At 71.7% G+C, this 24,949-nt stretch carries 22 protein-coding genes; 20 read left to right on the top strand and 2 right to left on the bottom strand.

Annotation, left to right across the window (positions count from 1 at the left end):
- Positions 1 to 22 precede the first annotated feature (22 nt).
- The 12 genes from J2X59_RS06980 (at position 23) to J2X59_RS06925 (ending at position 12,454) form a co-directional block, all read left to right on the top strand.
- Positions 23 to 379, top strand: a complete 357-nt coding sequence (locus tag J2X59_RS06980; protein WP_066653863.1) for a histidine triad nucleotide-binding protein — start codon at positions 23 to 25, stop codon at positions 377 to 379.
- Between the two features lie 109 nt (positions 380 to 488).
- A complete protein-coding gene (locus tag J2X59_RS06975) occupies positions 489 to 1,550 on the top strand; it encodes a PhoH family protein (RefSeq protein ID WP_326496289.1) in 1,062 nt (353 codons plus the stop codon).
- On the top strand, positions 1,547 to 2,008 hold the full coding sequence (gene ybeY / locus J2X59_RS06970) for an rRNA maturation RNase YbeY (protein ID WP_326496168.1): 462 nt from the start codon (positions 1,547 to 1,549) through the stop codon (positions 2,006 to 2,008). Before J2X59_RS06975 ends, ybeY begins: the two co-directional genes overlap by 4 nt.
- Before the next feature lie 4 nt (positions 2,009 to 2,012).
- Complete coding sequence (locus tag J2X59_RS06965; protein ID WP_326496167.1) at positions 2,013 to 3,335, top strand: hemolysin family protein; 1,323 nt, start codon at positions 2,013 to 2,015, stop codon at positions 3,333 to 3,335.
- Positions 3,332 to 4,312, top strand: a complete 981-nt coding sequence (era, locus tag J2X59_RS06960; RefSeq protein WP_326496166.1) for a GTPase Era — start codon at positions 3,332 to 3,334, stop codon at positions 4,310 to 4,312. The genes J2X59_RS06965 and era overlap by 4 nt, the downstream gene beginning before the upstream one ends.
- A gap of 56 nt (positions 4,313 to 4,368) precedes the next feature.
- A complete protein-coding gene (locus tag J2X59_RS06955) occupies positions 4,369 to 5,604 on the top strand; it encodes a sensor histidine kinase (RefSeq protein WP_326496165.1) in 1,236 nt (411 codons plus the stop codon).
- Positions 5,601 to 6,290, top strand: a complete 690-nt coding sequence (locus J2X59_RS06950) for a response regulator transcription factor (protein WP_066653881.1) — start codon at positions 5,601 to 5,603, stop codon at positions 6,288 to 6,290. The genes J2X59_RS06955 and J2X59_RS06950 overlap by 4 nt, the downstream gene beginning before the upstream one ends.
- 136 nt (positions 6,291 to 6,426) lie before the next feature.
- On the top strand, positions 6,427 to 7,179 hold the full coding sequence (locus J2X59_RS06945) for an ABC transporter ATP-binding protein (RefSeq protein WP_326496164.1): 753 nt from the start codon (positions 6,427 to 6,429) through the stop codon (positions 7,177 to 7,179).
- Entirely contained in the window at positions 7,176 to 8,576 is a 1,401-nt protein-coding gene (locus J2X59_RS06940; protein ID WP_326496163.1) for an ABC transporter permease, read from the top strand. Before J2X59_RS06945 ends, J2X59_RS06940 begins: the two co-directional genes overlap by 4 nt.
- A 199-nt stretch (positions 8,577 to 8,775) precedes the next feature.
- Positions 8,776 to 10,545, top strand: coding sequence for a 2-isopropylmalate synthase (gene leuA, locus J2X59_RS06935; RefSeq protein WP_326496162.1), 1,770 nt, complete (start codon positions 8,776 to 8,778; stop codon positions 10,543 to 10,545).
- Positions 10,546 to 10,817: 272 nt separating this feature from the next.
- Positions 10,818 to 11,651 (top strand): DNA repair protein RecO, encoded by an 834-nt coding sequence (recO, locus tag J2X59_RS06930; RefSeq protein WP_066653894.1) that lies wholly within the window; start codon positions 10,818 to 10,820, stop codon positions 11,649 to 11,651.
- On the top strand, positions 11,648 to 12,454 hold the full coding sequence (locus J2X59_RS06925; RefSeq protein ID WP_066653897.1) for an isoprenyl transferase: 807 nt from the start codon (positions 11,648 to 11,650) through the stop codon (positions 12,452 to 12,454). The genes recO and J2X59_RS06925 overlap by 4 nt, the downstream gene beginning before the upstream one ends.
- 107 nt (positions 12,455 to 12,561) lie before the next feature.
- On the opposite strand, the gene J2X59_RS06920 is transcribed toward J2X59_RS06925, so the two are convergent.
- Positions 12,562 to 13,473: a LysR family transcriptional regulator gene (locus tag J2X59_RS06920; RefSeq protein WP_326496161.1), complete on the bottom strand. Its 912-nt coding sequence runs from the start codon at positions 13,471 to 13,473 to the stop codon at positions 12,562 to 12,564.
- Positions 13,474 to 13,543: 70 nt separating this feature from the next.
- On the opposite strand from J2X59_RS06920, the gene J2X59_RS06915 reads away from it, so the two are divergent.
- From J2X59_RS06915 to J2X59_RS06900, 4 genes are all read left to right on the top strand, one after another.
- Entirely contained in the window at positions 13,544 to 14,593 is a 1,050-nt protein-coding gene (locus J2X59_RS06915) for an aminotransferase class V-fold PLP-dependent enzyme (RefSeq protein ID WP_326496160.1), read from the top strand.
- 114 nt (positions 14,594 to 14,707) lie between these two features.
- Positions 14,708 to 16,093 carry a glycine--tRNA ligase gene (locus J2X59_RS06910; protein WP_326496159.1) on the top strand — a complete coding sequence of 462 codons (1,386 nt, stop codon included), beginning with the start codon at positions 14,708 to 14,710 and terminating at the stop codon, positions 16,091 to 16,093.
- Between the two features lie 124 nt (positions 16,094 to 16,217).
- The gene (locus J2X59_RS06905) at positions 16,218 to 16,952 is read left to right on the top strand and encodes a DsbA family oxidoreductase (protein WP_066653907.1); all 735 of its coding nucleotides are present in this window, start codon (positions 16,218 to 16,220) and stop codon (positions 16,950 to 16,952) included.
- A complete protein-coding gene (locus J2X59_RS06900; RefSeq protein WP_158407743.1) occupies positions 16,949 to 17,119 on the top strand; it encodes a hypothetical protein in 171 nt (56 codons plus the stop codon). The genes J2X59_RS06905 and J2X59_RS06900 overlap by 4 nt, the downstream gene beginning before the upstream one ends.
- An 8-nt stretch (positions 17,120 to 17,127) precedes the next feature.
- Here J2X59_RS06900 and J2X59_RS06895 read toward each other — a convergent pair whose 3' ends face one another.
- Positions 17,128 to 17,610: an aminoacyl-tRNA deacylase gene (locus J2X59_RS06895; protein WP_326496158.1), complete on the bottom strand. Its 483-nt coding sequence runs from the start codon at positions 17,608 to 17,610 to the stop codon at positions 17,128 to 17,130.
- Positions 17,611 to 17,657: 47 nt separating this feature from the next.
- Here J2X59_RS06895 and dusB point away from each other — a divergent pair, with 47 nt between their 5' ends.
- From dusB to J2X59_RS06875, 4 genes are all read left to right on the top strand, one after another.
- Positions 17,658 to 18,830 (top strand): tRNA dihydrouridine synthase DusB, encoded by a 1,173-nt coding sequence (gene dusB, locus J2X59_RS06890; RefSeq protein WP_066653911.1) that lies wholly within the window; start codon positions 17,658 to 17,660, stop codon positions 18,828 to 18,830.
- Positions 18,827 to 20,116 (top strand): deoxyguanosinetriphosphate triphosphohydrolase, encoded by a 1,290-nt coding sequence (locus tag J2X59_RS06885; RefSeq protein WP_066653914.1) that lies wholly within the window; start codon positions 18,827 to 18,829, stop codon positions 20,114 to 20,116. The genes dusB and J2X59_RS06885 overlap by 4 nt, the downstream gene beginning before the upstream one ends.
- A gap of 294 nt (positions 20,117 to 20,410) precedes the next feature.
- On the top strand, positions 20,411 to 22,336 hold the full coding sequence (gene dnaG / locus J2X59_RS06880; protein ID WP_209683000.1) for a DNA primase: 1,926 nt from the start codon (positions 20,411 to 20,413) through the stop codon (positions 22,334 to 22,336).
- Positions 22,337 to 23,269: 933 nt separating this feature from the next.
- Positions 23,270 to 24,886 carry an ABC transporter substrate-binding protein gene (locus J2X59_RS06875; RefSeq protein WP_326496157.1) on the top strand — a complete coding sequence of 539 codons (1,617 nt, stop codon included), beginning with the start codon at positions 23,270 to 23,272 and terminating at the stop codon, positions 24,884 to 24,886.
- Positions 24,887 to 24,949: the final 63 nt, after the last annotated feature.

Raw genomic sequence — 24,949 nt, 5'->3', positions numbered from 1 at the left:
GGCGGGTCCTACGATGGTCTCCATGAGCAGCAGCGAGCCGAGCATCTTCTCGAGGATCGTCGCGCGCGAGGTCCCGGCGACCATCGTGGCCGAGGACGACCGGGTGATCGCGTTCGAGGACATCGCTCCGAAGGCACCCGTCCACGTGCTCGTGGTGCCCAAGACCGAGGAGTACCGCGACGTCACCGAGCTCGCCGCCGGTGACCCCGAGCTGCTGGCGCACGTCGTCGCGACCGCCCGCCGCATCGCGGACGAGCGGGCCGGCGGCCAGTTCCGTCTCGTCTTCAACACCGGCGAAGCCGCCGGTCAGACCGTGTTCCACGTGCACGCGCACGTCCTCGCAGGTGATCTGCACGAAGGGAATCTCCTTGCCGGTTGACGACTCCGTCCACCCCGCGTCCGACGCGCCCGCACCGGACCGACCCACGACCCGACCCGTGTCCGACCCGTCCGACGTCGTCGTCGACATCCGGGTCGACGGCATCGCGATGGTCCAGCTCCTCGGCCCGCAGGACCGCCTGCTCAAGACGGTCGAGCGGCAGTACCCGGGCGTCCGGGTGCTCGTCCGCGGCAACGAGGTCTCCCTCACCGGAGCCGAACGCGACGTCGCCCGTGCCCACGCGCTCGTCGACGAGCTCGTCGGCATGGTGAAGCGCGGGCAGGACATCGGTCCCGCGGACATCCCGACGTCGGCGCGGATCCTCGACGAGGACCGCAAGCCCTCGGACACGTTCGGCACCCCGATCGTGGCGAGCCGCGGCAAGTCGGTGCGGCCGAAGACCGACGGGCAGCGCGCCTACGTCGACGCCATCGACCAGCACACCATCACCTTCGGCATCGGCCCCGCGGGCACCGGCAAGACCTACCTGGCGATGGCGAAGGCCGTCCAGGCACTGCAGCGGCGCGAGGTCACCCGCATCATCCTGACCCGTCCCGCGGTCGAGGCGGGCGAGCGGCTCGGGTTCCTGCCGGGCACGCTGACCGACAAGATCGATCCGTACCTGCGCCCGCTGTACGACGCCCTCAACGAGATGATGGACCCCGAGCTGGTCCCGAAGCTGCTGGCGGCCGGCACCGTCGAGGTCGCACCGCTGGCGTACATGCGCGGGCGGACGCTGAACGACTCGTTCGTGATCCTCGACGAGGCGCAGAACACCACGCCCGAGCAGATGAAGATGTTCCTGACGCGCCTCGGCTTCGGCTCGAAGATGGTCGTCACCGGTGACATCACGCAGGTCGACCTGCCCGGCAACCTGTCCGGTCTCCGGCTCGTCACGCGGATCCTCGGCGACGTCGACGACATCCACTTCGCCCGGCTCGGCAGCGAGGACGTCGTCCGCCACACCCTGGTCGGACGGATCGTCGACGCCTACACCGTGTACGACGAGGAACGTCTGGCGGAACAGGCCGGGCACCGCCCCGCCGGCCGGGGGACCGCGCCGACGGGCAACCCAGCCGGAGCGAACCGCGCCGAGCGTCGCGGGCGGCCGCCGCAGGACCGCCAGCAGTCCCCGTACCCCCAGAACGACGCCCGAGGAGGCAACCGGTGAGCATCGAGCTCAACAACGAGTCGGGTGTCGAGGTCGACGAACAGGCCGTCCAGCGCCTCGCCGCCTTCGCGCTCGACGCGCTGCACGTCCACGCGGACGCGGAGCTCGCGATCGTCCTGGTCGACGAGGGCGCGATGGAGCAGCTGCACGTCCGGTGGATGGACGAGCCGGGTCCGACGGACGTCCTGAGCTTCCCGATGGACGAGCTCCGCCCGGGGACCGAGGACGAGCCGACACCGGCCGGGCTGCTCGGCGACATCGTCGTGTGCCCGCAGGTCGCCGCCGAGCAGGCGAAGACCGCGGGGCACACCACCACCGAGGAGATGCTGCTGCTCACGTGCCACGGCATCCTCCACCTGCTCGGATTCGACCACGCCGAGCCGGAGGAGAAGGCCGAGATGTTCGGGCTGCAGGGCGAGATCCTCTCGGCCTTCGCGGCACAGCGACGCGGGCGGTGACCTGATGGTGCTCGTCGCCGTCCTGTTCGCGGCGGCGTTCGTCCTGGTCGTCGTCGGTGGTCTGCTCGCCGCGTCCGACGCCGCGCTCACCGTGCTGTCCCGCGCCGACCTCGACGAGATCGCCCGGGGCAGCCGCAACCGTCGTGCGATCGAGGCCGTGGCCGACGACGTCGGCGCGCACGTCAACGCCCTGAACTTCGTCCGCGTGCTCGCCGAGACCGCCGCCGCGGTGCTCGTCACGATCGCCCTCGTCACGGTGTTCGACACCTGGTGGGTGGCCCTGGTCGTGTCCGCCGCGATCATGACGGCCGTGTCGTTCGTGCTCGTCGGGTCGAGCCCGCGCAGCGTCGGACGCGCACACGCCGAGCGCCTCATCGGCGCGACCGGAGGACTCGTGCGCGCCGTCCGGATCGTGCTCGGTCCGCTCGCCGGGCTCCTCGTCGCGATCGGGGACCGGGTGACCCCCGGCCGTGGTCGCAGCGCATCGACGGTGTCGAGCGAGGAGCAGCTGCTCTCGCTCGTCGACGAGGCGACCGAGAGCAACGTGCTCGCACAGGACGACCGCGAGCTCATCCACTCGGTCTTCGAGTTCAGCGACACCCTGGTGCGCGAGGTCATGGTGCCCCGGACCGACATGCTCACGGTCGACGGCGAGGCCACCCTGGCCGCGGGGATGGAACGGTTCCTGGTCGCCGGCGTCTCGCGCATGCCGGTCACCGGCAAGGACAGCGACGACGTGCTCGGCGTGCTCTACCTGCGCGACGTCTCCCGCGCCCTGTACGAGCAGCCCGGCAGCGAGCGGGACCCGGTGACGGCGCTACTGCGACCGGCCGAGTTCGTCCCCGAGTCGAAGCCCGCGGACGACACCCTCCGGCACATGCAGGTCGCCAAGAACCACCTGGTGCTCGTGGTCGACGAGTACGGCGGCGTCGCCGGGCTCGTGACGATGGAGGACCTCATCGAGGAACTCGTCGGCGACATCTCCGACGAGTACGACCGCACCGTGGTCGACCGCACCGAGGTCGGCCCGGGCGTCTGGCGCATCTCCGCCCGCATGCCGATCGACGAGCTCGGCGACCTCTTCGGCGTCGAGCTCGAGGACGACGACGTCGACACCGCCGGTGGCCTGCTGACGAAGGAGCTCGGCCGACTGCCGGTCCGCGGCGAGCAGGTCACCGTCTCCGGGGTCGCGCTGACCGCCGACCGTGTCGAGGGCAAGCGCCGCCACCTGATCACCGTCCTGGCCGAGCGGAGCGCCGCCCTGCAGGACGCCGAGGACGCCCTCGACGAGACCACTCCGAGCACGACGGGAACCCCGAACGCATGACCGATCACGAACCCGACCACGGCACCGAGACGGACACCGACACCGACGCGACCACGGGCACCGACACACCGGGCCAGCCGTACCGCGCCGGCTTCGTCTCCTTCGTCGGGCGTCCGAACGTCGGCAAGTCGACGCTGACGAACGCCCTGGTCGGCGAGAAGGTGGCGATCACCTCGTCGAAGCCCCAGACCACGCGACGTGCCATCCGGGGCATCGTGCACCGCCCCGACGGCCAGGTCATCATCGTCGACACCCCGGGCGTGCACCGCCCCCGCACCCTGCTCGGCGAACGGCTCAACGACCTCGTGCAGTCGACGCTCGGTGACGTCGACGTGATCGGGTTCTGCGTGCCGGCCGACGAACCGATCGGGCCGGGCGACAGGTTCATCAACGAGTCGCTCGACCAGTACCCGCGGGCGCGGAAGATCGCGATCGTCACGAAGATCGACGGCACCCCGAAGGACCGCGTCGGGGAGCAGCTCCTCGCCGTGTCGCAGCTGCGCGACTGGGACGCCATCGTACCCACCTCGGGGACGAAGGGGATCCAGCTCGAGGTCCTGCTCGGCGAGGTCACCAAGCTGCTGCCCGAGTCGCCGCAGCTCTACGACGCGTCCACGGTGACCGAGGAGACCGACGAGGACCGCATCGCCGAGCTCGTCCGCGAGGCCGCGCTCGAGGGTGTGCGCGACGAGCTCCCGCACTCGCTCGCGGTCGTCATCGAGGACGTCGTCGAGCCCGACGACGAGGACGACCCCGACGGACCGCTGCGGATCTTCGCGAACCTGTTCGTCGAGCGTGACAGCCAGAAGGCGATCGTCATCGGCCGCGGCGGGGAACGGCTGAAGGACGTCGGTTCGCGTGCGCGCGCGGAGATCGAGTCGCTGCTCGGCGGTCGCCACGTCTACCTGAACATCCGCGTCAAGGTCGCCAAGGAGTGGCAGCGCGACCCGAAGCAGCTCGGCCGCCTCGGGTTCTGACCCGGGTCATCCCCTGGTCGGACGCGCGTCCTCCGGCCGGGTCGTACCGTGGGGTGGTGTTCCGCCCCCTGCTGCGCGCGCAGCTCGTCACCGACATCACCACCGCGGTGCTGCTCGGCGGGCTGCTGACGCTCCTGCGTGCGTCCGCCGACCTGCCGTCGCTCTGGGTGGTGACGGTGGTCGGACTGAGCATCGCCCTCGCGATCCGTCGCCTGTCGCCGGGGCTGTCACTCGCACTGTCGTGGGTGATCGCCGTCTTCGAGATGGTGACCATGCAGGTGCCGGACTACTCGAACGCACTGCTCGCCGGCGTGCTCTTCACCACGAGCGCCTACGGCAGCAAGCGCGTCCGCATCGCCGGCCTGGTCTCGGCCATCGGCGGATCCGCGGTCGCGGCGGCGTACGTCGGGCTGTACGACCACCAGCGCCGCTCCGGCATCGAGACCGCCTCGTCGCCCACGCTCGAGACCCTGCAGGTCGTGCTCGCGACGTTCGCCGGCGTCCTGCTGCTGCTCCTGCTGCCGTGGCTCGCCGGACTCGTCCGCCGCGCTCGCCGGTCCGCGAGCATGAGCCGGGAGGCCCAGCTGGTCGCCGAACGGGATGCCGCACGCGCCGACCGCGCGGTCGCGGTCGAGCAGGAGCGGGTGCGGATCGCCCGCGACATGCACGACATCGTCGCGCACTCGCTGGCCGTCGTCATCGCCCAGGCGGACGGGGCACGCTACGCCGCCAAGACCGACCCCGCGATCGCGGACCAGGCGCTCGAGACCATCTCGAGCACCGCTCGCAGTGCTCTCGGTGACGTCCGCGAGCTGCTCGGCGCCCTGCGGCACGAGCAGGGGACCGCCCCGACGCCCGAGGCAGCCGACCTCGAGGTGCTCGTGGCCGAGATGCGCGCGGTCGGCCTGGACGTCCGTGTCGACCGGGAGGGCGACCCGACCGGTCTGCCCACGACGACCCAGCTCGCCGTGTACCGGATCGTCCAGGAGAGCCTGACGAACGCGTGGAAGCACGGGGAGAGCGGGACACCGGTCCACACCGCGCTGACCTACCGTCCCGACACCGTCGAGATCACCGTGGTGAACCGCCGCGCCGACGACGGCTCCAGCGGCCCCGGCACCGGTCACGGACTGGTCGGCATGCGCGAGCGTGTCACGATGACCGGGGGGTCGATGACGGCCGGGCACCGCGGTGACGACTTCGTGGTGGCCGTGCGCATGCCCGCGGTCCCCGCGAGCGGCCAGTTCCCCCGCGGCCGCATCACCCAGATGGAGCAGGAGCGCACCAGATGACCACGTCCCAGCCGACCGGTGGCCCGATCCGGGTCGCCCTCGTCGACGACCAGGCGCTCTTCCGCACCGGGATCCGGATGCTCATCGACTCACAGCCCGACCTGCAGTTCGTCGGTGAGGCCGGCGACGGGGCCGAGGGCGCCGAGCTCGTGCGGCGCACCGGGGCGGACGTGGTGCTCATGGACGTCCGGATGCCCGTGATGGACGGGATCACCGCGACCGCACGGATCGTCGAGCAGGGCGGGGCAGACGCCGCGAAGGTGCTGGTGCTCACCACCTTCGACTTCGACGAGGCCGCCGCGAAGGCGATCCGGGCGGGCGCGAGCGGCTTCGTGCTCAAGGACGCCGACCCGGAGTTCCTGCTCGCCGCGGTCCGGACCGTGCACGCCGGCACCGCCGTGTTCGCCGCCTCGGCCACCCGCGAACTCCTCCGCCGGTACGACGACGGCGCGGCCCAGGCCGCCGCGGTGCCCGCCGCCTTCGCCGAGCTGACGCCCCGGGAGCGGGAGATCTTCGACCTCGCGGCGCGCGGGTACAGCAACAGCGAGATCGCCCAGCACGAGTACGTCAGCGAGGCGACGGTGAAGACGCACATCTCGCGCGTGCTCAGCAAGCTCGACCTGCGGGACCGCGTCCGGCTCGTCGTGTTCGCGCACGAGCACGGGCTGGTGCCCAGGGCCGACTGACCCCGGCGTCGACCGGCGGAGCGACCCGCCGTCATCCGACAGGATGACCCCTCCACGGCACGTCGAGCCGAGCGGACCATCCACAGGAGCCGCGCGACGGACGCGGGACGTGCCTCCCGGCCGCCAGGCTCGGAGCATGACCACCAACCAGACCCCGATCATCCGGCTCGACCACGTGTCCAAGCACCACGGCGACGCCGCCCGCCGCGTCACCGCGCTCGACGACGTCAGCGTCGACATCGGGGCGGGGGAGTTCACCGCCGTGATGGGGCCGTCGGGCTCCGGCAAGTCGACGCTCATGCACGTCGCCGCGGGGCTCGACGCGGTGAGCACCGGGCGGATCACGATCGACGGGGTCGACATCACCCGCCTCGGGGACCGCGAGCTCACCGAACTGCGCCGTCGCCGGCTCGGTTTCGTGTTCCAGTCCTTCAACCTCGTCCCGACGCTCGACGTGCGGGAGAACATCCGGCTGCCGTTCCTGCTCGGTGGGCACCAGCCGAGCCAGGACGAGTCGGCGTGGATCGACCGGCTCGTCGACCTGCTCGGCCTGGGTGACCGTCTGACCCACCGGCCGCACCAACTCTCCGGCGGACAGCAGCAGCGCGTCGCGATCGCGCGTGCGCTCGCGTCGCGTCCCGCCGTGGTGGTCGCGGACGAGCCGACGGGCGCCCTCGACTCGCGCACCGGGCGTGACGTCCTCGCGATCCTCCGCGGCGCCGTGCAGGAGTGGGGGCAGAGCGTCGTCATGGTCACGCACGACCCGACGGCCGCCGCGAACGCGGACCGCATCCTCTTCCTGGCCGACGGGCGGATCGTGGACGACCGCCCGTCGATGACCGCCGCCGAGATCTCGGCGGCGATGCTCGGGATGGAGGCAGCCGCGTGACCGGCCTGCGCACGTTCGCCCCGACGGTCCTCGTCGCAGCCCTCGGCACGACGTTCGGGTCCGCCCTCGTGATCGCCCCCGGCATCGTGACCCAGGCGATGGCGGCCGCGGGTCTCGACGACCTCGCACCCGTCCGGGCGATCCTGTCCGTCGTCGGGTGGCTCTTCCTCGGCATCGCCCTCTACGTCGGTGCGATCGTGACGGCGAACACCTGCGCCACGATCATCGCGGGGCAGACCCGCACGATCGCCCTCCAGCGGTTGATCGGGGCGACGGGCGCCACCCTGCGTGCCCGGACGACCCGCACCGGCCTCGTCGTCGGTGCCGTGGGCGGCGCGGTGGGCATCGTCGTCGGCACCGGGCTGTCCGCGTGCTTCGTCGCGGTCCTGCGGAGCACCGGCTTCCTCCCGGAGACCAGCTACACGCTCGTCCCGTGGGAACTCGTGCTGCCGCTCGTCGCCGTGGTCCTGGCGACCTGGGGCGCGTTCGCGGCCGGGTCTCGCCGGGTGCTGACGGTCACGCCGCTGCAGGCGCTGTCCTCGACCGTCGAGCCGAGCCACGCCGACGTCCGGTCGGGCCGGGCGCGGACGGTCTGGGCGGTCCTGCTCATGACGGTCGGTGCGCTGCTGATGGTGCTCGGTCTCGTCCTCAGCCCCGCCACGCCCGCGGCCGTCCTGCCGGCGGCCCTCGGCGGGTTCGTCTCCTTCGCCGGGGTCGCGGTCGGCGCGACGATCGTGATGCCCCCGGTCCTGCAGCTCATCGGCCGGATCGGGTCGCGTGACCCGGTCGTCCTGCTCGCCGGTCGCAACGCGATGCGGGCACCGGGACGGTCGTCACGGGCCACCATCGGGCTCGTCATCGGCGTGACCCTGCTCGTCACCTTCGCGGTCGCGCTCGGGATCATGCAGCACGTGGTCGAGACCCAGATGGCGGCGATGGGCGGCGGTTCCCTGCCGGCGGACGCGGTCCAGGCGCAGCGGGACTTCTTCGTGCAGCTGAACGCCGTCGTGAGCGTGATCGTCGGGTTCTCCGCGGTGATCGCCGCGGTCGGCGTCGTGAACGCCCTCGCGCTCGGTGTGCTCCAGCGTCGTCGTGAGCTCGGCCTGCTGCGCGTCCTCGGGCTGACCGCGGCGCAGGTCCGCCGCATGATCGTGACCGAGGCCGTGCAGATGGTCGTCGCCGCGGTCGTCACCGGACTCGTCCTCGGCACCCTGTACGGCTGGGTCGGCGGGCAGACGATGCTCGGCTCGCTCGGGACGGTCGTCACGCCCGTGCTGCCGCCGCTGACCGTCGCGGTCGTGGTGGTGGGGGCCCTCGTGCTCGCGGTCGTCGCCACGGTCGCACCGGTCCGGCGGGCCATGCGGGTGTCACCGACCGAGGCGCTCGCCGTCGACTGACCGCACGGGTCGGGAGGAGCGTCCGGGACGTCATCCACTTGCACCGCGCTGGTGTACCAGTGCTACGGTGGCAGCGATGTACTCGGCGCTCCTCCTCCTTCGCTGCCGCGACGAGGCCTGACACACGGCCCACCTCGTCGCGGAGTCCGTCGTGGCCCCCCACAGCGCCGATGCCGGCGAGACGACGAAAGCGACGACCATGCAGAACACCCAGCGCCCCTCCGGGATGCCGATCCACAAGTACGTCCCCTTCCACGAGCAGATCCGCGTCGACCTGCCGGACCGCACCTGGCCGACGAAACGCATCGACCGGGCGCCTCGGTGGTGCGCCGTGGACCTCCGCGACGGCAACCAGGCCCTGATCGACCCGATGGACTCCGAGCGCAAGCGGGCCATGTTCGACCTGCTCGTCCGGATGGGCTACAAGGAGATCGAGGTCGGCTTCCCGAGCGCATCGCAGACCGACTTCGACTTCGTCCGGTCGCTCATCGAGGACGGCGCGATCCCGGACGACGTCACGATCCAGGTGCTGACCCAGGCGCGTGAGCACCTCATCGACCGCACGTACGAGGCGATCGACGGGGCGAAGCAGGCCATCGTGCACCTCTACAACTCGACGTCCATCGTCCAGCGCGAGGTCGTCTTCCGCACCGACGTGCAGGGCGTCGTCGACATCGCCGTCGCGGGTGCCCGGATGTGCAAGGCGGCCGAGGCCCGGCTGCAGCACGGCACGCAGGTGTTCTACGAGTACTCGCCGGAGTCCTACACGGGCACCGAGCTCGAGGTCGCGGCGCAGATCTGCAACGCCGTGCTCGAGGTCTTCGAGCCGACCCCCGACCGCAAGGTGATCATCAACCTTCCGGCGACGGTCGAGATGGCCACGCCCAACGTCTACGCGGACTCGATCGAGTGGATGTCGCGCCACCTCGACCACCGCGAGGACGTCATCCTGTCGCTGCACCCGCACAACGACCGCGGCACCGCCGTCGCCGCCGCCGAGCTCGGCTACATGGCCGGGGCGGACCGCATCGAGGGGTGCCTGTTCGGCAACGGCGAGCGCACCGGCAACGTTGACCTCGTCGCCCTGGGCATGAACCTGTTCACGCAGGGCATCGACCCCGAGGTCGACTTCTCGGACATCGACCAGGTCAAGCGCACCGTCGAGTACTGCAACCAGCTGCCGGTGCCCGAGCGGCAGCCCTGGGCCGGCGACCTGGTCTACACGGCGTTCAGCGGTTCGCACCAGGACGCCATCAACAAGGGCTTCGAGGCGATGCAGGCCAAGGCCTCCGCCGCGGGGAAGTCCGTGGACGACCTCGCCTGGGCTGTGCCGTACCTGCCCGTCGACCCGAAGGACATCGGCCGCTCGTACGAGGCCGTCATCCGCGTCAACTCGCAGTCCGGCAAGGGCGGCGTCGCGTACCTGCTCAAGACCGACCACGCGATCGACCTGCCCCGCAAGCTGCAGATCGAGTTCTCCGGCGTGGTGCAGCAGCGCACCGACACCGAGGGCGGCGAGTTCTCGTCCGACCGGATCTGGGACCTGTTCCGCGACGAGTACCTGCCGGCCGACGACGAGTCGGACAAGTGGGGCCGGTACGAGATCACGAAGACGGCGACGTCGAGCGACTTCGACGGCACCACGGAGCTCCACGTCGCGATGCGTGTCGACGAGGGGTCCGTCGCCGCCGGTGCAGTCGGCACCGGTCCGGTCGACGCGTTCCTCACCGTCATGCGGGAGCAGGGCGTCGCAGTCACCTTGTACGACTACTCCGAGCACACGATGAGCGCCTCGGGCGACGCGAAGGCCGCCGCCTACGTCGAGCTCGACGTCGACGGCACCCGGCTGTGGGGCGTCGGGATCGACGCCGACATCGCGACCGCCTCGCTCAAGGCGATCGTCTCCGCGGTGAACCGGGCCGTGCGCGCCGGGGCCGCGACCGGGACGCCGGAGCTGGTCACGGCGTAGGACGCCAGCGCTCTCGGGAGGCGCGGTGCGGGTCCGTCCCGCACCGCGCCTCCCGTCTGTGGACGCGACGTCGACCGGGTGGATTCCGTCACGCTCGGTGGCGTCCGGCGACGGCGGTGCGTCGAGCGGGCGGATTCGGTCACGCTCGGCGTGGACCGGCGACGGGATCTGCCCGCCGGACGGAACTCACGCGGCGTGTCCTGCCCGCTCCGCGCTCCGCGCTGGCCGCGCCGCCGGCACCCGCTGTCGGCGCCGCGGGGGATACTGGGGCAATGCCGCTGTACCGGGACGAGTGCGTCGTGCTGCGCACCCACAAGCTCGGCGAGGCCGACCGCATCGTCACCATGCTGAGCCGGCAGCACGGCAAGATCCGGGCGGTGGCCAAGGGGGTACGGCGCACGGCGTCGAAGTTCGGGTCGCGACTCGAGCCGTTCATGGTCGTCGACGCGCAGTTCTACGAGGGTCGGTCGCTCGACATCGTCACCCAGGCCGAGAGCCTCGGCTCGTACGGCGCCCAGATCGTCACCGACTACGGCGCCTACACCGCGGCCAGCGCCATGGTCGAGACGGCGGACCGGTTGAGCGAGGCGGACGCCGGGCTCCAGCAGTACCTGCTGCTCGTCGGTGCCCTGCGCTCACTGTCCAGGCACGAGCACGTCGTCAGCGCCACGCTCGACTCGTACCTGCTCCGGGCGATGAGCATCGCGGGGTGGGCGCCGTCGTTCGGCGACTGTGCGGTGACGGGGGAGCCCGGGCCGCACACCGCCTTCGTCGTGCAGCTCGGCGGGGTGGTGGCGGACCGTGCAGCGCCGCCCGGGACGCCCCGGCTCGACACCGACACGCTCGGCCTGCTCGGGGCACTGCTCGCCGGGGACTGGTCGACCGTCGACGCCTCCGACGAGCGGACGCGGTCGCGGGCCTCCGGCGTGGTGGCGGCCTACGCCCAGTGGCACCTGGAACGATCGCTCCGGTCACTGCCCCACGTGGACCGCAGTGAGCACCCCGCTCCGGTCGCACCGACCCCCGGCGGGGTGCCGGCAGCCGTGGCCGCCACCCCGGCGCCCGCCGTGCCCGTCACGTCCGATCACGAAGGAACACCTGCATGAGCCCACGCCGGTCCGCGTCCGAAGCCGTGTCCGAGGGACTGCGACCCGTCGACTGGACGGGGGAGCAGCCGCCGGCGATCCCGGCGCAGTTCGTCCCGGAGCACGTGGCGATCGTCATGGACGGCAACGGCCGCTGGGCGAACCAGCGCGGCCTGACGCGGGTCGAGGGGCACAAGGCCGGCGAGGCCTCGCTGCTCGACGTCGTCGCCGGCGCGATCCAGATCGGCGTCAAGCACGTGTCGGCGTACGCGTTCTCGACCGAGAACTGGAAGCGGTCGCCGGACGAGGTCCGCTTCCTGATGGGCTTCAACCGCGAGGTCATCCACCGCCGTCGCGACCAGCTGCACGCGTGGGGTGTCCGTGTGCGGTGGGCCGGCCGGCGACCCCGGCTCTGGCGGAGCGTCGTCGACGAGCTGCAGACCGCGGAGCGGATGACCGCCGACAACGACGTCTGCACCCTCACGATGTGCGTCAACTACGGCGGGCGGAACGAGATCGTCGACGCGGTCCGGGGCATGGCCGAGGACGTCGCCGCCGGTCGGATGAAGCCGAGCCAGGTGACGGAGAAGGCCCTGGCGAAGCGGCTCTACGTGCCCGAGCTGCCCGACGTGGACCTGTTCCTGCGGAGCTCGGGCGAGCAGCGGACGTCGAACTTCATGCTGTGGCAGTCCGCGTACGCGGAGATGGTGTTCCTCGACCAGCTCTGGCCGGACTTCCGCCGCACCGACCTGTGGGGAGCGATCGAGGAGTACGCGCGCCGCGACCGACGCTACGGCGGCGCGGTGGACGCACCGACCGCCTGACGGGAGGCCCGCGGCGGGGCCGCCACGGGCCTCCCGTCCGACCCGTGGCCGGCCGGACAGCCGTCGGTGCCGACACGAGACCCGTGCCACGGACAGCGCGCCGCGCCTCACGTGAGCAGGTGCGCCACCCCACGGACCGCCTCCAGCGCCGCCCGCACGCTCGGCACGCGGTCCGCGCCGCGGGCGACCACGACCTCGACCCGTCGTGCCAGCGCGTCCTCGGCCGGCGTGACCGCCACACCGGACGGCACGACGGTGGTCGACAGCGCCAGCCGGGGCAGCAGGGCGACGCCGAGTCCGGCCGCGACCAGCCCGACGACCGCCGCGGCGTTGTCGGTCTCGAGCACGATCTCCGGCGTGAACCCGGACGCCGCGCACGACGCGAGCAGGTGCCCGCGGCACCGCGGACAACCGCCGATCCACCGGGCGTCCCGGAACTCGGCGAGGTCGGCTGCCCGGTCCCCGGTCGGCACCGCACCCGCGGCGGTGACGAGCGCGAGCGGGTCGCGCCCGAGCACGCGCGTGGTCAGGGTCGGATCGTTCGCGGAGTCGTCCTGCAGTGCGTGCGAGAAGGTCAGGGCGACGTCGACCTCGCCGCGCCGGAGCAGGTCGACGGCCTCGGGCGGCTCGGCCTCGACGTACGACGTCACCACCCCGGGGCTGTCCGTCGCCAGCGCCGCGAGCACCGGGGGCACGAGGGTCGACGACGCGCTCGGGAAGCCGGCGAGCCGCACGCGCCCGCGGGCGAGACCGCCGACCGCGTCGAGGTCCTCGCGCGCTGCGGCCAGGGCCGCCTCGACGTGCAGGGCGTGGTCGGCGAGGACGCGTCCGGACTCCGTCAGGGTCGCACCGCGGCCGCCGCGGAGCACGAGGTCGTGCCCGAGCCGCTGTTCGGCGCGTGTGAGCAACTGGCTGACGGCGGGCTGGCTGTAGCCGAGCGCCGCGGCCGCACGGCTGATCGACCCGCCGTCGCGCACGGCGAGCAGGACCCGGAGCAGCTGCGGTTCGATCGACTCCACAACACGATGTTATGGGTCCCCGAAGAAGCCTGCCCTGGCGTGATGGTGCCGGCCGTCGGAGCCTGGGGGCATGGACTCCTTCGTCGACGGATCGGGTTACCTCGCCGCCTGCACCGCCGGGCTCCCCACGCTCGGCACCCTCGCCGCACAGCGGGCGGACCTCGACGCGTGGTCGCGCGCCGAGACCTCGCCCGCGACGTACGGTGCCCTGGTCGAGGAGGGCCGCAGGCTCTTCGCCGACATCGTCGGCGTGGACGCCGCACGGGTGGCGACGGGGTCGCAGACCTCGGCGATGGTGGCACTCGTCGCTGCGTCACTGCCGGACGGTGCCGAGGTCGTCGTCCCCGACGGCGACTTCTCGTCCGTCGTCTTCCCGTTCCTCGTCCAGGCGCACCGCGGCGTCACGGTCCGCAGTGTCCCGCTCGAGCGACTCGCCGACGCCGTCCGGCCGGGCACCGCGCTCGTCGCCTGGTCCGCCGTGCAGTCCGCCACCGGCGTGGTGACCGACCCCGCCCCGGTCCTCGACGCGGCGCGCGCCGCCGGTGCCCTCACCCTCTGCGACCTCACCCAGGCCGCGGGCGTCCTGCCGGTGTCCGCCGCGCCGTTCGACGTCACGGTCACGCACGCCTACAAGTGGTTGTGCGCACCGCGCGGCGTCGCCTTCGCGACGTTCTCCGACGCGGCGCTGGAGCGCGTCCGCCCCGTGCAGGCCGGCTGGTACGCGGGAGCGGACGTCTGGTCCTCGTGCTACGGCCCGACCATGCAGCTCGCCGACGACGCCCGCCGTTTCGACGTGTCCCCGGCATGGCAGGCGTGGCCGGGGGCGGTCGCCGCCCTGCGACACCTCGCGTCCGTCGACGCCGGTTCGGCCTGGAGGCACGCGACCGGTCGCACGGACCGGCTCGCCGACGCGCTCGGGACGCCCCGGTCCGGTCAGGCGATCACGACCTTCCCCGACCCGGACGGGTCGGCCCTGCGCGCCCTGACCGCGGCGGGGGTCACTGCGAGCGGACGGGCGGGCCGGCTGCGCCTGGCCTTCCACCTGTGGAACGACGACGCCGACGTCGACCGGGTCGTCGCGGTGCTGGGTGCGGAGGAGGGGTTCCGTCCGGCGGGGTGAGCCGGCCCGTCCACGGGTGCCGCGACCGGCGTCCGCCGGTCGCCGCGGGGCCGGTACGCTTGCCCGGTACCGTTCCCGCACCGGGCACCCAGTCCGGCGAACTCAGGAGTCCTCTTGGCACCGTCCTCCCGTCTCGACAGCGTCATCGCCCTGGCCAAGGGCCGTGGCTTCGTCTTCCAGTCGGGGGAGATCTACGGCGGATCCCGCTCCGCGTGGGACTACGGGCCCCTCGGCGTCGAGCTGAAGGAGAACATCAAGCGCCAGTGGTGGCAGCGGTTCGTCCGCGGCCGCGGCGACATGGTCGGCCTCGACTCCGCCGTGATCCTGCCCCGCAAGGTGTGGGAGGCCTCGGGTCACGTCGCGACCTTCACCGACCCGCTCGTCGAGTGCCTGCACTGCCACCACCGGTTCCGCGAAGACCACCTGCTCGAGGCGTTCGAGGCGAAGAAGGGTCGAGCGCCCGAGGGTGGCATGGCCGAGGTGCCGTGCCCGAACTGCGGCACCCGGGGTGAGTGGACCGAGCCGCGCGAGTTCTCCGGCATGCTCAAGACCTACCTCGGCCCGGTCGAGTCCGAGGAAGGGCTGAACTTCCTCCGCCCGGAGACGGCGCAGGGCATCTTCGTCGACTTCGCGCAGGTCGTCACGACGAGCCGCATGAAGCCCCCGTTCGGCATCGGCCAGGTCGGCAAGGCGTTCCGCAACGAGATCACGCCCGGCAACTTCATCTTCCGCACGCGCGAGTTCGAGCAGATGGAGATCGAGTACTTCGTGCCGCCGGCCGACGTCGACACGCACTACGAGCAGTGGATCGCCGACGCGGTGGCGTTCTTCACCGACCTCGGCATCGACCCCGAGAACCTGCGACGCTTCGACGTGCCCGACGGCGAGCGCGCGCACTACTCGGACGCCACCGCGGACATCGAGTACCGCTTCGGGTTCGCCGGCTCCGAGTGGGGCGAGCTCATGGGCGTCGCGAACCGCACCGACTTCGACCTGAACAACCACATCGAGTCGTCGGGCAAGGACCTGCGCTTCTTCGACCAGGCCGCGAACGAGAAGTACGTGCCCTACGTCATCGAGCCGTCGTTCGGGCTCACCCGTGCGCTCATGGCGTTCCTGCTCGACGCGTACCACGAGGACGAGGCCCCGAACGCGAAGGGCGGCGTCGACAAGCGCACCGTCCTGCGCCTCGACCCGCGCCTGGCGCCGGTCAAGGCCGCGGTGCTCCCGCTGTCCCGCAACGAGCAGCTGTCGCCGGTGGCGCGCGGGCTCGCCGACGACCTGCGGAAGCACTGGAACGTGGACTTCGACGACGCCGGCGCGATCGGTCGGCGCTACCGTCGCCACGACGAGATCGGCACGCCGTTCTGCATCACGGTCGACTTCGACACGCTCGACGACAAGGCGGTCACGGTGCGTGACCGCGACACCATGTCGCAGGAGCGCGTCTCGCTCGACCAGCTGCAGGGCTACCTGGCGCAGCGCCTCCTCGGGGCGTAGCGCGCGGCTGCTGCGGCAGTACCGAACCACGGAACCGACAACGAACCAGCGCCCCTGCCTGGTTCGTTGTCGGTTTCGTGGTTCGACCTCGGAATAGCACCGACCGCCCGGCGTTGGAGCAGCCGTGAACGAGTCTGTGAAGGTCGATGTCTGGTCGGACATCGCATGCCCCTGGTGCTACATCGGCAAGCGGAAGTTCGAGGCCGGCGTGGCCGCGTTCGCCTCCTCGCCCGAGGCCCAGCCGGTCGAGGTCGAGTACCACTCCTTCGAGCTCAGCCCGGACACCCCGGTCGACTTCGAGGGCACCGAGGCCGAGTTCCTCTCGCAGCACAAGGGCCTGCCGGTTCAGCAGGCACAGCAGATGATCGACCAGGTCGCCGGCATCGCCTCGTCCGTCGGACTGCACTACGACTACGACGCACTGCGCCACACGAACACCGTCAAGGCGCACCAGGTCATCCACCTGGCGAAGCAGCACGGCAAGCAGCTCGAGATGGTCGAGCGCCTCTTCACCGCGTACTTCGAGCGCGGCGAGCACGTCGGACAGGACGAGTCCCTGGCCGACCTCGGCGCCTCGATCGGTCTGGACCGCGACGAGGTCCTGGCGACCCTGCGCGACGACGCCCAGCTCGCCGCCGTCCGTGCCGACCAGGCCCAGGCGCAGGCGTTCGGGATCAACGGCGTCCCGTTCTTCGTCATCGACGGCAAGTACGGCGTCTCCGGCGCACAGGACCCGGCGGCGTTCGAGCAGGTGCTCCGCCAGGTCGTCGCCCTCCGCGACGTGACGCCCGAGGAGCTCGCGGCGCAGCAGCAGCGCGCCGCGGACGACGCGACCGCGGATGCGGAGGCGACCCGGTGACCGGCGTGACGACGACCGGCCCGGTCGAGCCGGGCCTCCAGGCCGACGACCGGGAGGCGCGACCCGCCCTGCTCACGCTCGTCACGCCCGGCGGTGCGCCGGTCTGCGAGGGTGACAGCTGCTTCGTGCCCGGTGCCGAGGGCGACTGGACCGAGGTCCCCGACTGAGCCGTCCGCTAGCGGACGGGTTCCTCGTCGGTGATGTCGGCGACGGTCGCGTCGTAGGCGGCGACGAGCGCGTCGCCGTCGACGAAGGCACTCGCGCCGTGGCGACCGGCACCGAGCGCGATGCGGCGGCCGAGGACGCGTTCGTCGGCGTACACCGGCAGGTCGCCGGTCGCGCCGATCGGCGTGATCGTGCCGCGCTCGTAGCCCGAGGCCTCGAGCGCGGTCGCCGCGTCGGGCATGGACAGCTTGTTGACGCCGACGACGGTGCGGAGCTTCTTCCAGGCGATGCTGCGGCCGCCCGGCACCAGCGCGAGCAGGAAGCCACCGTCGTGACGCTTGACGACGAGCGTCTTCACGATGTCGCCCGGGTCGATGCCGAGCAGGGCGGCGGCACCCTCGAGGGAGTCGGCGGCGGGGCGCTGGACGACGTCCACCGCGAGCCCTCGGGCGGCGGCGTCGGCGTCGAACCGGGCGATCGCGGAGTCGGTCATGTGGAGAACGCTACCGGCGCGGACACGCGTGGGAGAATGGAGCACGTATGACGATCACCGACGCGCCCACCACGGCGCCCCGCACGGCGAAGCCCCTGCGCATCGGCCCCATCGAGGTCGAGGCGCCGGTCGTGCTCGCGCCGATGGCGGGCATCACGAACATGGCCTACCGCCGGCTCTGCCGCGAGTACGGCGCCGGACTCTACGTCTGCGAGATGATCACCTCGCGGGCGCTGGTCGAACGCACTCCGGTGTCGATGCAGCTCATCCAGCACCACGAGTCGGAGACGCCGCGGTCCATCCAGCTGTACGGCGTCGAGCCGAACACCGTGGCCGAGGCGGCGACGATCCTGGTGGGCGAGGACCGCGCCGACCACATCGACCTCAACTTCGGGTGTCCGGTGCCGAAGGTCACACGGAAGGGCGGGGGAGCGGCCCTGCCGTGGAAGACCGACCTCTTCAAGGACCTCGTCGAGAAGACGGTCAAGGCCGCTGGCGACGTCCCGGTCACGGTGAAGATGCGCAAGGGCATCGACGCCGACCACCTGACCTACCTCGACGCGGCACGCATCGCCCGCGACGCCGGTGTCGCCGCGATCTCGCTGCACGCCCGCACCGCGAACGAGCACTACTCGGGGCAGGCGGACTGGTCCGCGATCGCCACGCTCAAGGAGACGATCACCGACATCCCGGTGCTCGGCAACGGCGACATCTGGTCCGCCGCCGACGCCCTGCGCATGGTCGACGAGACCGGCTGCGACGGTGTCGTGGTCGGCCGCGGCTGCCTGGGTCGTCCGTGGCTGTTCGGCGACCTGGCGGCGGCGTTCCGCGGTGAGGACGTGCGCGCGATGCCCTCGCTCGGCGACGTCGCGACCGCCTTCCGTCGACACACCGAGCTGCTCGTCGAGTTCTTCGGGTCCGAGGACCACGGGTGCCGCGACGCCCGGAAGCACGTCTCCTGGTACTTCAAGGGGTACCCGATCGGCGGCGACGTCCGCTCGGCGCTCTCCATGGCCTCGAGCCTGCAGGAGATCGACGACCTGCTCGGGCAGCTCGACTGGTCGGCGCCGTACCCCGGTGCTGACGTCGAGGGCCCGCGAGGCCGCGCCGGCCACCCGAAGCGCACGGCGCTGCCGGACCGCTGGCTCGAGTCGCGCGACGTGGACGCCGAGTTCCGCAAGGTCCTCGCCGCCGCCGAGCTGCACCACAGCGGCGGATGAGCGCCACCGCCTCGTACGGGCCGGCCGACGCGGAACGCTGGCTGCCCGAGACCCACGGCAACCGTCGCTCCGACTTCGCCCGGGACCGCGCGCGCCTGCTGCACTCGAGCGCGCTCCGACGCCTCGCCGCGAAGACCCAGGTGCTCAGCCCGACCACCGGACTCGACTTCGCCCGCAACCGCCTGACGCACTCGCTCGAGGTCGCGCAGGTCGGGCGCGAGCTCGCCGACTCCCTCGGGCTCGACCCCGACGTCGTCGACACCGCGTGCCTGGCGCACGACATCGGGCACCCGCCGTTCGGGCACAACGGCGAGACCGCCGTGAACGCCTGGGCGGCGGACATCGGCGGCTTCGAGGGCAACGCCCAGACGCTGCGGTTGCTGACCCGCCTCGAGCCGAAGGTCTACGGCGACGGGCCCGACGACGAGCGCCCGTACGGGCTCAACCTGACCCGGGCCTCGCTCGACGCGAGCTGCAAGTACCCGTGGCCGGCGGCGCAGGGCGTCGCCGAGGCATCGTCGGGGCGCACCAAGTTCGGGTTCTACGACGACGACCACGACGCCTTCGCGTGGCTCCGGCGCGGTGCTCCGCGTCGGCAGCGGTGCATCGAGGCGCAGGTCATGGACCTGTCCGACGACATCGCCTACTCGGTGCACGACTTCGAGGACGCCGTCGTCGCGGGCTTCATCGACGTCGCGGCGCTGGGCGACCGGGTCGGCGAGAACGACATCGTCACCGCCATGCACGCCTGGGTCGGATCGGACCTCAGTCGTGACGAACTGCTCGAGGCCTTCGACCGACTCCGGTCGCTGCCGCTCTGGATGACGTCCTACGACGGATCCCGTCGGGACATGGCGCGGTTGAAGAACCTCACCTCGCAGCTCATCGGGCGGTTCGCGCGGACGGCGACGGCGGCGACTCGCGAGTCCTACGCGTCCGGGTCCCTCGTGCGGTTCGCGGCCTCGGTCGTCACCCCGCCGGAGATCATCGGCGAGATCGCGGTGCTCAAGGGCATCGTCGCGGCGTTCGTCATGACCCACGGCGACCGGCAGCCCGTGTACGAGGACCAGCGTCGCGTGCTCACCGAGCTGCTCGACGCCCTGGCGGCGACGGGCAGTGCGGACCTCGAGCCGGGCTTCGCGGCGGACTGGCGTTCGGCGTCCGACGACGCCGGGCGGCTGCGGGCCGTGGTCGACCAGGTCGCGAGCCTGACGGACCAGGGGGCGCTGGCGTGGCACAAGCGACTCGTGGTGGGGGACCGGGAGACGACGCACATCGCGGTCTGACGCCGGCGTGCGGGACGCCGCCGTGCGAGACGCCGCCGTGAAGACGAGGCGCCGCCGTGAGGGCGAGACGCCGCCGGATCTGGGTCCGGTTCGCCGACCCGGCACCGTCTCGGGCGGACGGCGCCGTCTCGGTCGGACCGGAGTGGCTCCTGCCCGGCCGCCGCGCGTGTCGACGTGCGCACCGACCGAGGTGGGGCGCGTGCTGATCGTGCACCGCGCCTCCCGGCCGTCGTGCTCTCCACAGGCGGACACGGACCGTCCTCCGGCACCGGCCGCACGAACTAGGATCGAGGGGTGGCTGGCAGGATCGCGCGGAACGACATCGACGAGGTCCGCTCGCGTGTCAACATCGCCGACGTCGTCGGCGACCACGTCACGCTGAAGTCGGCGGGCGTCGGCTCGCTGAAGGGGCTCTGCCCGTTCCACGACGAGCGCTCCCCGTCGTTCCACGTGCGGCCGCAGGTCGGCCGGTACCACTGCTTCGGGTGCGGCGAGGACGGCGACGTCTTCGAGTTCATCATCAAGATGGACCACACGACGTTCCAGGAAGCGGTCGAGCGCATGGCCGCGAAGATCGGCTTCACACTCCACTACGAAGAGGGCGACGGCCCGCGCACCGACTACAACCAGCGCGCGCGGCTGATCGCCGCGAACGAGGCAGCGCTCGAGTTCTACCAGTCGCAGCTCACCTCGGCGGCTGCCGAGCCCGCGCGACGCTTCCTCGGGGAGCGAGGCTTCGACCCCGCGGCAGCGCAGCACTTCGGCGTGGGCTTCGCGCCGCAGTCGTACGACGCCACGCGTGAGCACCTGCGGGGCCGTGGGTTCTCGATGGACGAGATCCTCGCGGCGGGGCTCGCCGGGCAGGGCGACCGCTCGCCGTACGACCGGTTCCGCGGACGCCTCGTGTGGCCGATCCGCGACGTGACCGGTGCGACGATCGGCTTCGGCGCGCGTCGGCTGCTCGACGACGACAAGGGCCCGAAGTACCTCAACACCCCCGAGACGCCGATCTACCACAAGAGCCAGGTCCTCTACGGGCTCGACCTCGCCCGCAAGGACATCTCCAAGGGCAAGCAGGTCGTGATCGTCGAGGGCTACACCGACGTCATGGCGTGCCACCTCGCCGGTGTGACGACCGCCGTCGCGACGTGCGGCACCTCGTTCGGTGTCGACCACATCAAGGTCCTCCGGCCGATGCTCGGCGACGTCAGCGGTGCCGACCCGAACGCCAACGGCGAGGTGGTCTTCACGTTCGACCCAGACGAGGCCGGGCAGCGTGCCGCCTCGCGGGCGTTCGCCGAGGAGCAGCGCTTCGCCGCGCAGACCTACGTCGCGGTGGCTCCCGGCGGACTCGACCCGTGCGACCTCCGACTCGCGCGGGGCGACGACGCGATCCGCCGGCTCGTCAGCGCGAAGCGCCCGATGTTCGAGTTCATGATCCGTCGGACGCTCGACGGCCACGACCTCGAGACCGTCGAGGGGCGGGTCAGCGCACTGCGGGCCGCCGCGCCGGTCCTCGCCGGGATCCGCGACCGCTCCCTCACGCAGGGGTACGTCCGCGAACTCGCCGGGTGGCTCGGCATGGACATCCCGGACGTCCGGCGGGCGGTCGACTCGGCGCGTCAGCGCGCGTCCGCAGCGCGCACCGACCGGACGGGAGGCCCGGTGCCGGTCGGTCAGGCCGGTCCCGGTGGTGAGCTGGTCGCCCCGCCCGAGGAGCCCGTGGCCGGTCTGCGGCTGCTGCCGAACGACCCGATCACCCGGATGGAGCGCGACGCCGTGATGGCGATGGTGCAGCAGCCCGGGTACGTGGGCGCACCGCTCATCTGGCTCGCGGCCGGCGCGACGTTCTCGGCGCCGATGCTGTCGGTCGTGCGGGACGCCGTGGTCGCCAACGTCGACTCGATCGGCGCGGGGGACTGGCTCGACCGGTTGCTGCAGGACGTGCCGGCGCCGTTCCGCGGTCTCGTGCAGGAGCTCGCACTCGCACCGATCCCGGCTCGCACCGACGAGGACCTGGCGCTCTACGCCCGGAGCATCGTCGTGGCACTGGTCGAGCGGGACCTGCTCGCCCGCAAGGCCTCGCTGCTCGGGCAGCTGCAGCGGGCCGACCCGCACGAGCAGTCCGACCGGCGCGCCGAGATCCAGCGCCAGCTCGTCGACATCGACGCGCAGCGGATGCGCCTCCGCGCCGACGCCGAGGCGGCAGCGCAGGGCTGAGCCGTCCCGCGAGGGGCGGCAGCGCGTCGTCGCCCGGCCACTCGTGCTGGCACGCTCGGTCGCGCGGCCACTCGTGCTGGGCCGCTCGGTCGCGCGACCACTCGTGCTGGGCCCCACGGTCGCCCGGCCACTCGTGCTGGACCCCAGGGTCGCGCGACCACTCGTGCTGGACCTCACGGTCGCGCGACCTGCCACGTGCGGTCGATCTGGTCGCACGACTCGCCGCCGCGGCCCGGACTGAGCGGCAGGTCGTGCGACCAGGACACGAGCGTCATCCACCGCAGCCGCCGCAGCGGGCAGGGATCGCCGCGTGGACGACGTCGAGCGGGTGGGGATCGGTGCCCGGAGACGCCGAGGGTGACGTAGTCCGCCCGCTCGGTGTCCCGCCGTGGCCCGGCCACTCGCACTGGCCGTTCCGGTCGCACGACGTGCCGTGTGCGGTCGTCCTGGTCGCACGACCCGCCGCCGCGGCCCGAATTGAGCGGCAAGTCGTGCAACCCGAACGCGAGCGCCACCGACCGGCGCCGAGCGGGCAGGACATGCCGCGCGCGTGACGTCGGGTGGGCGGGATGTGTCGGCCGGGGAGGTCGAGCGTGACAGATCTCGCCCGCTCGGCAGTGGGCAGCGGGCAGCGGGCAGCGGGCAGCCGGCAGCGGGCAGCCGGCAGCCGCTCGCCCGCCCGGTGGGCAGCAGCGGCCCGACCTCCGGCCCCCGTTGCACCACGCAACTTTCGTGCGCGACACGCCGCTCAGTGACGCGCGCATCATGCGCCACGCGACGCGGTCGTGCATTACAAGGGTGTAAACAAATGTCCCTCGAATCGTGGACTTCCGTGTCAGGGTGGTACCAATGAGCGTTCCCGGCGGGCCTCACAGTCGATCCACCGCCCGTCGCGGGACCCCTTGCGAACCATCACCGAGAGAGAGAGCGGACATGGCATCCGTATCCAAGTGGGGCAAGCGCGGCATCGCGCTCGGCGCCGGTGCAGCAGCGACGGCGCTGGTCCTGACCGGCTGCGCGAGCAGCAGCGTCTCCGACACCGACCTGAACGGCCTGAGCATCGGGACGACGGACAAGGTCACGTCCCTCGACCCGGCCGGGTCCTACGACAACGGCTCCTTCGCCGTGCAGAACCAGGTGTTCCCGTTCCTCATGAACACCCCGGTCGGCAGCCCCGACGTCAAGCCGGACATCGCCGAGAGCGGTGAGTTCACGAACGACACGACCTACACGGTGAAGCTCAAGAGCGGGCTGAAGTTCGCGAACGGCAACGACCTCACCTCGAGTGACGTCAAGTTCTCGTTCGAGCGCGAGCTGAAGATCAACAACGAGAACGGTCCGCAGTCGCTGCTCGCCAACCTCAAGAGCATCGAGACCCCGGACGACACCACGGTCGTCTTCAACCTCGACCACGCCGACCAGACCTGGCCGCAGGTGCTCTCGAGCCCCGCAGGCCCGATCGTCGACGAGCAGGTCTTCTCGGCCGACGAGCTCACCCCGGCAGCCGACATCGTCAAGGGCAAGGCGTTCGCCGGGCAGTACGAGATCACCTCGTACAAGGAGAACGACACCATCCAGTACTCGGCGAACCCCGAGTACGACGGGCTCCTCGGCAAGGCGAAGACCAAGGAGGTCACCGCCAGCTACTACACCAAGGAGACCGACCTGAAGCTCGCCGTGCAGAAGGGCGACGTCGACGTGGCGTACCGCTCGCTGACGCCGACCGACATCGCCGACCTGCGCAAGGACGACTCCGTCAAGGTCACCGACGGCCCCGGTGGCGAGATCCGCTACCTGGTCTTCAACTTCAACACGCAGCCGTTCGGCGCGAGCCAGTCCGACGCGGACGAGGCGAAGGCCCTCGCCGTGCGCCAGGCCGTGGCCGACGTCGTCGACCGCGAGAAGATCGCGAAGGACGTCTACAACAACACGTACTCGCCGGTCTACTCGATGGTGCCGGACGGCCTGACCGGTGCCGCGAAGCCGTTCGAGGAGCTCTACGGCAACGGCAAGGGCGGCCCCGACGTCGACAAGGCGAAGGAGACGCTGTCGAAGGCCGGTGTCACCGGCAAGGTGCAGCTCGACATCCAGTACGCGCCCGACCACTACGGTTCGACGTCGGACGACGAGTACGCCGAGCTCAAGACGCAGCTCGAGAACTCGGGCCTGTTCTCCGTGAAGATCCAGTCGACGGTCTACACGACCTACGCGCAGGAGCGGACGAAGGACTCCTACCCGGTGTACCAGCTCGGGTGGTTCCCGGACTTCTCGGACGCCGACAACTACCTGTCGCCGTTCTTCACGAAGGACAACTTCGTGCAGAACCACTACGACGACCCGGAGATCCAGAAGCTGATCTCCGAGGAGCAGCAGGAGTCCGACAAGGACAAGCGCGCGCAGCTCATCGAGCAGGCGCAGGAGCGCGAGGCCACGCAGATCTCGACGCTGCCGCTCCTGCAGGGCAAGTCCGTGGCGGTCGCGGGCAAGGACGTCAAGGGCCTGACCCTCGACTCCTCGTACAAGTTCCGCTACGCCACCCTCTCCAAGTAACACCGGCGTCGGCCCACGGGGGCGTTCCCACGAGGAGCGCCCCCGTGGCCACGTCCCGAACGG

It is taken from the genome of Curtobacterium sp. 260, assembly GCF_030803485.1.
Lineage (GTDB): Bacteria > Actinomycetota > Actinomycetes > Actinomycetales > Microbacteriaceae > Curtobacterium.
Note: the sequence above shows the minus strand (reverse complement) of the source record. Positions and strands in the feature narration are given on the sequence as shown.

What these genes read in the sequence shown, in the direction of transcription:
- J2X59_RS06980 (WP_066653863.1), top strand. Translation starts at nt 23, where the DNA reads ATGAGCAGCAGCGAGCCGAGCATCTTCTCGAGGATCGTCGCGCGCGAG.
- J2X59_RS06975 (WP_326496289.1), top strand. Translation starts at nt 489, where the DNA reads ATGGTCCAGCTCCTCGGCCCGCAGGACCGCCTGCTCAAGACGGTCGAG.
- J2X59_RS06965 (WP_326496167.1), top strand. Translation starts at nt 2,013, where the DNA reads ATGGTGCTCGTCGCCGTCCTGTTCGCGGCGGCGTTCGTCCTGGTCGTC.
- era (WP_326496166.1), top strand. Translation starts at nt 3,332, where the DNA reads ATGACCGATCACGAACCCGACCACGGCACCGAGACGGACACCGACACC.
- J2X59_RS06950 (WP_066653881.1), top strand. Translation starts at nt 5,601, where the DNA reads ATGACCACGTCCCAGCCGACCGGTGGCCCGATCCGGGTCGCCCTCGTC.
- J2X59_RS06945 (WP_326496164.1), top strand. Translation starts at nt 6,427, where the DNA reads ATGACCACCAACCAGACCCCGATCATCCGGCTCGACCACGTGTCCAAG.
- leuA (WP_326496162.1), top strand. Translation starts at nt 8,776, where the DNA reads ATGCAGAACACCCAGCGCCCCTCCGGGATGCCGATCCACAAGTACGTC.
- recO (WP_066653894.1), top strand. Translation starts at nt 10,818, where the DNA reads ATGCCGCTGTACCGGGACGAGTGCGTCGTGCTGCGCACCCACAAGCTC.
- J2X59_RS06925 (WP_066653897.1), top strand. Translation starts at nt 11,648, where the DNA reads ATGAGCCCACGCCGGTCCGCGTCCGAAGCCGTGTCCGAGGGACTGCGA.
- J2X59_RS06915 (WP_326496160.1), top strand. Translation starts at nt 13,544, where the DNA reads ATGGACTCCTTCGTCGACGGATCGGGTTACCTCGCCGCCTGCACCGCC.
- J2X59_RS06895 (WP_326496158.1), bottom strand. Translation starts at nt 17,610, where the DNA reads ATGACCGACTCCGCGATCGCCCGGTTCGACGCCGACGCCGCCGCCCGA.
- dusB (WP_066653911.1), top strand. Translation starts at nt 17,658, where the DNA reads ATGACGATCACCGACGCGCCCACCACGGCGCCCCGCACGGCGAAGCCC.
- J2X59_RS06885 (WP_066653914.1), top strand. Translation starts at nt 18,827, where the DNA reads ATGAGCGCCACCGCCTCGTACGGGCCGGCCGACGCGGAACGCTGGCTG.
- J2X59_RS06875 (WP_326496157.1), top strand. Translation starts at nt 23,270, where the DNA reads ATGGCATCCGTATCCAAGTGGGGCAAGCGCGGCATCGCGCTCGGCGCC.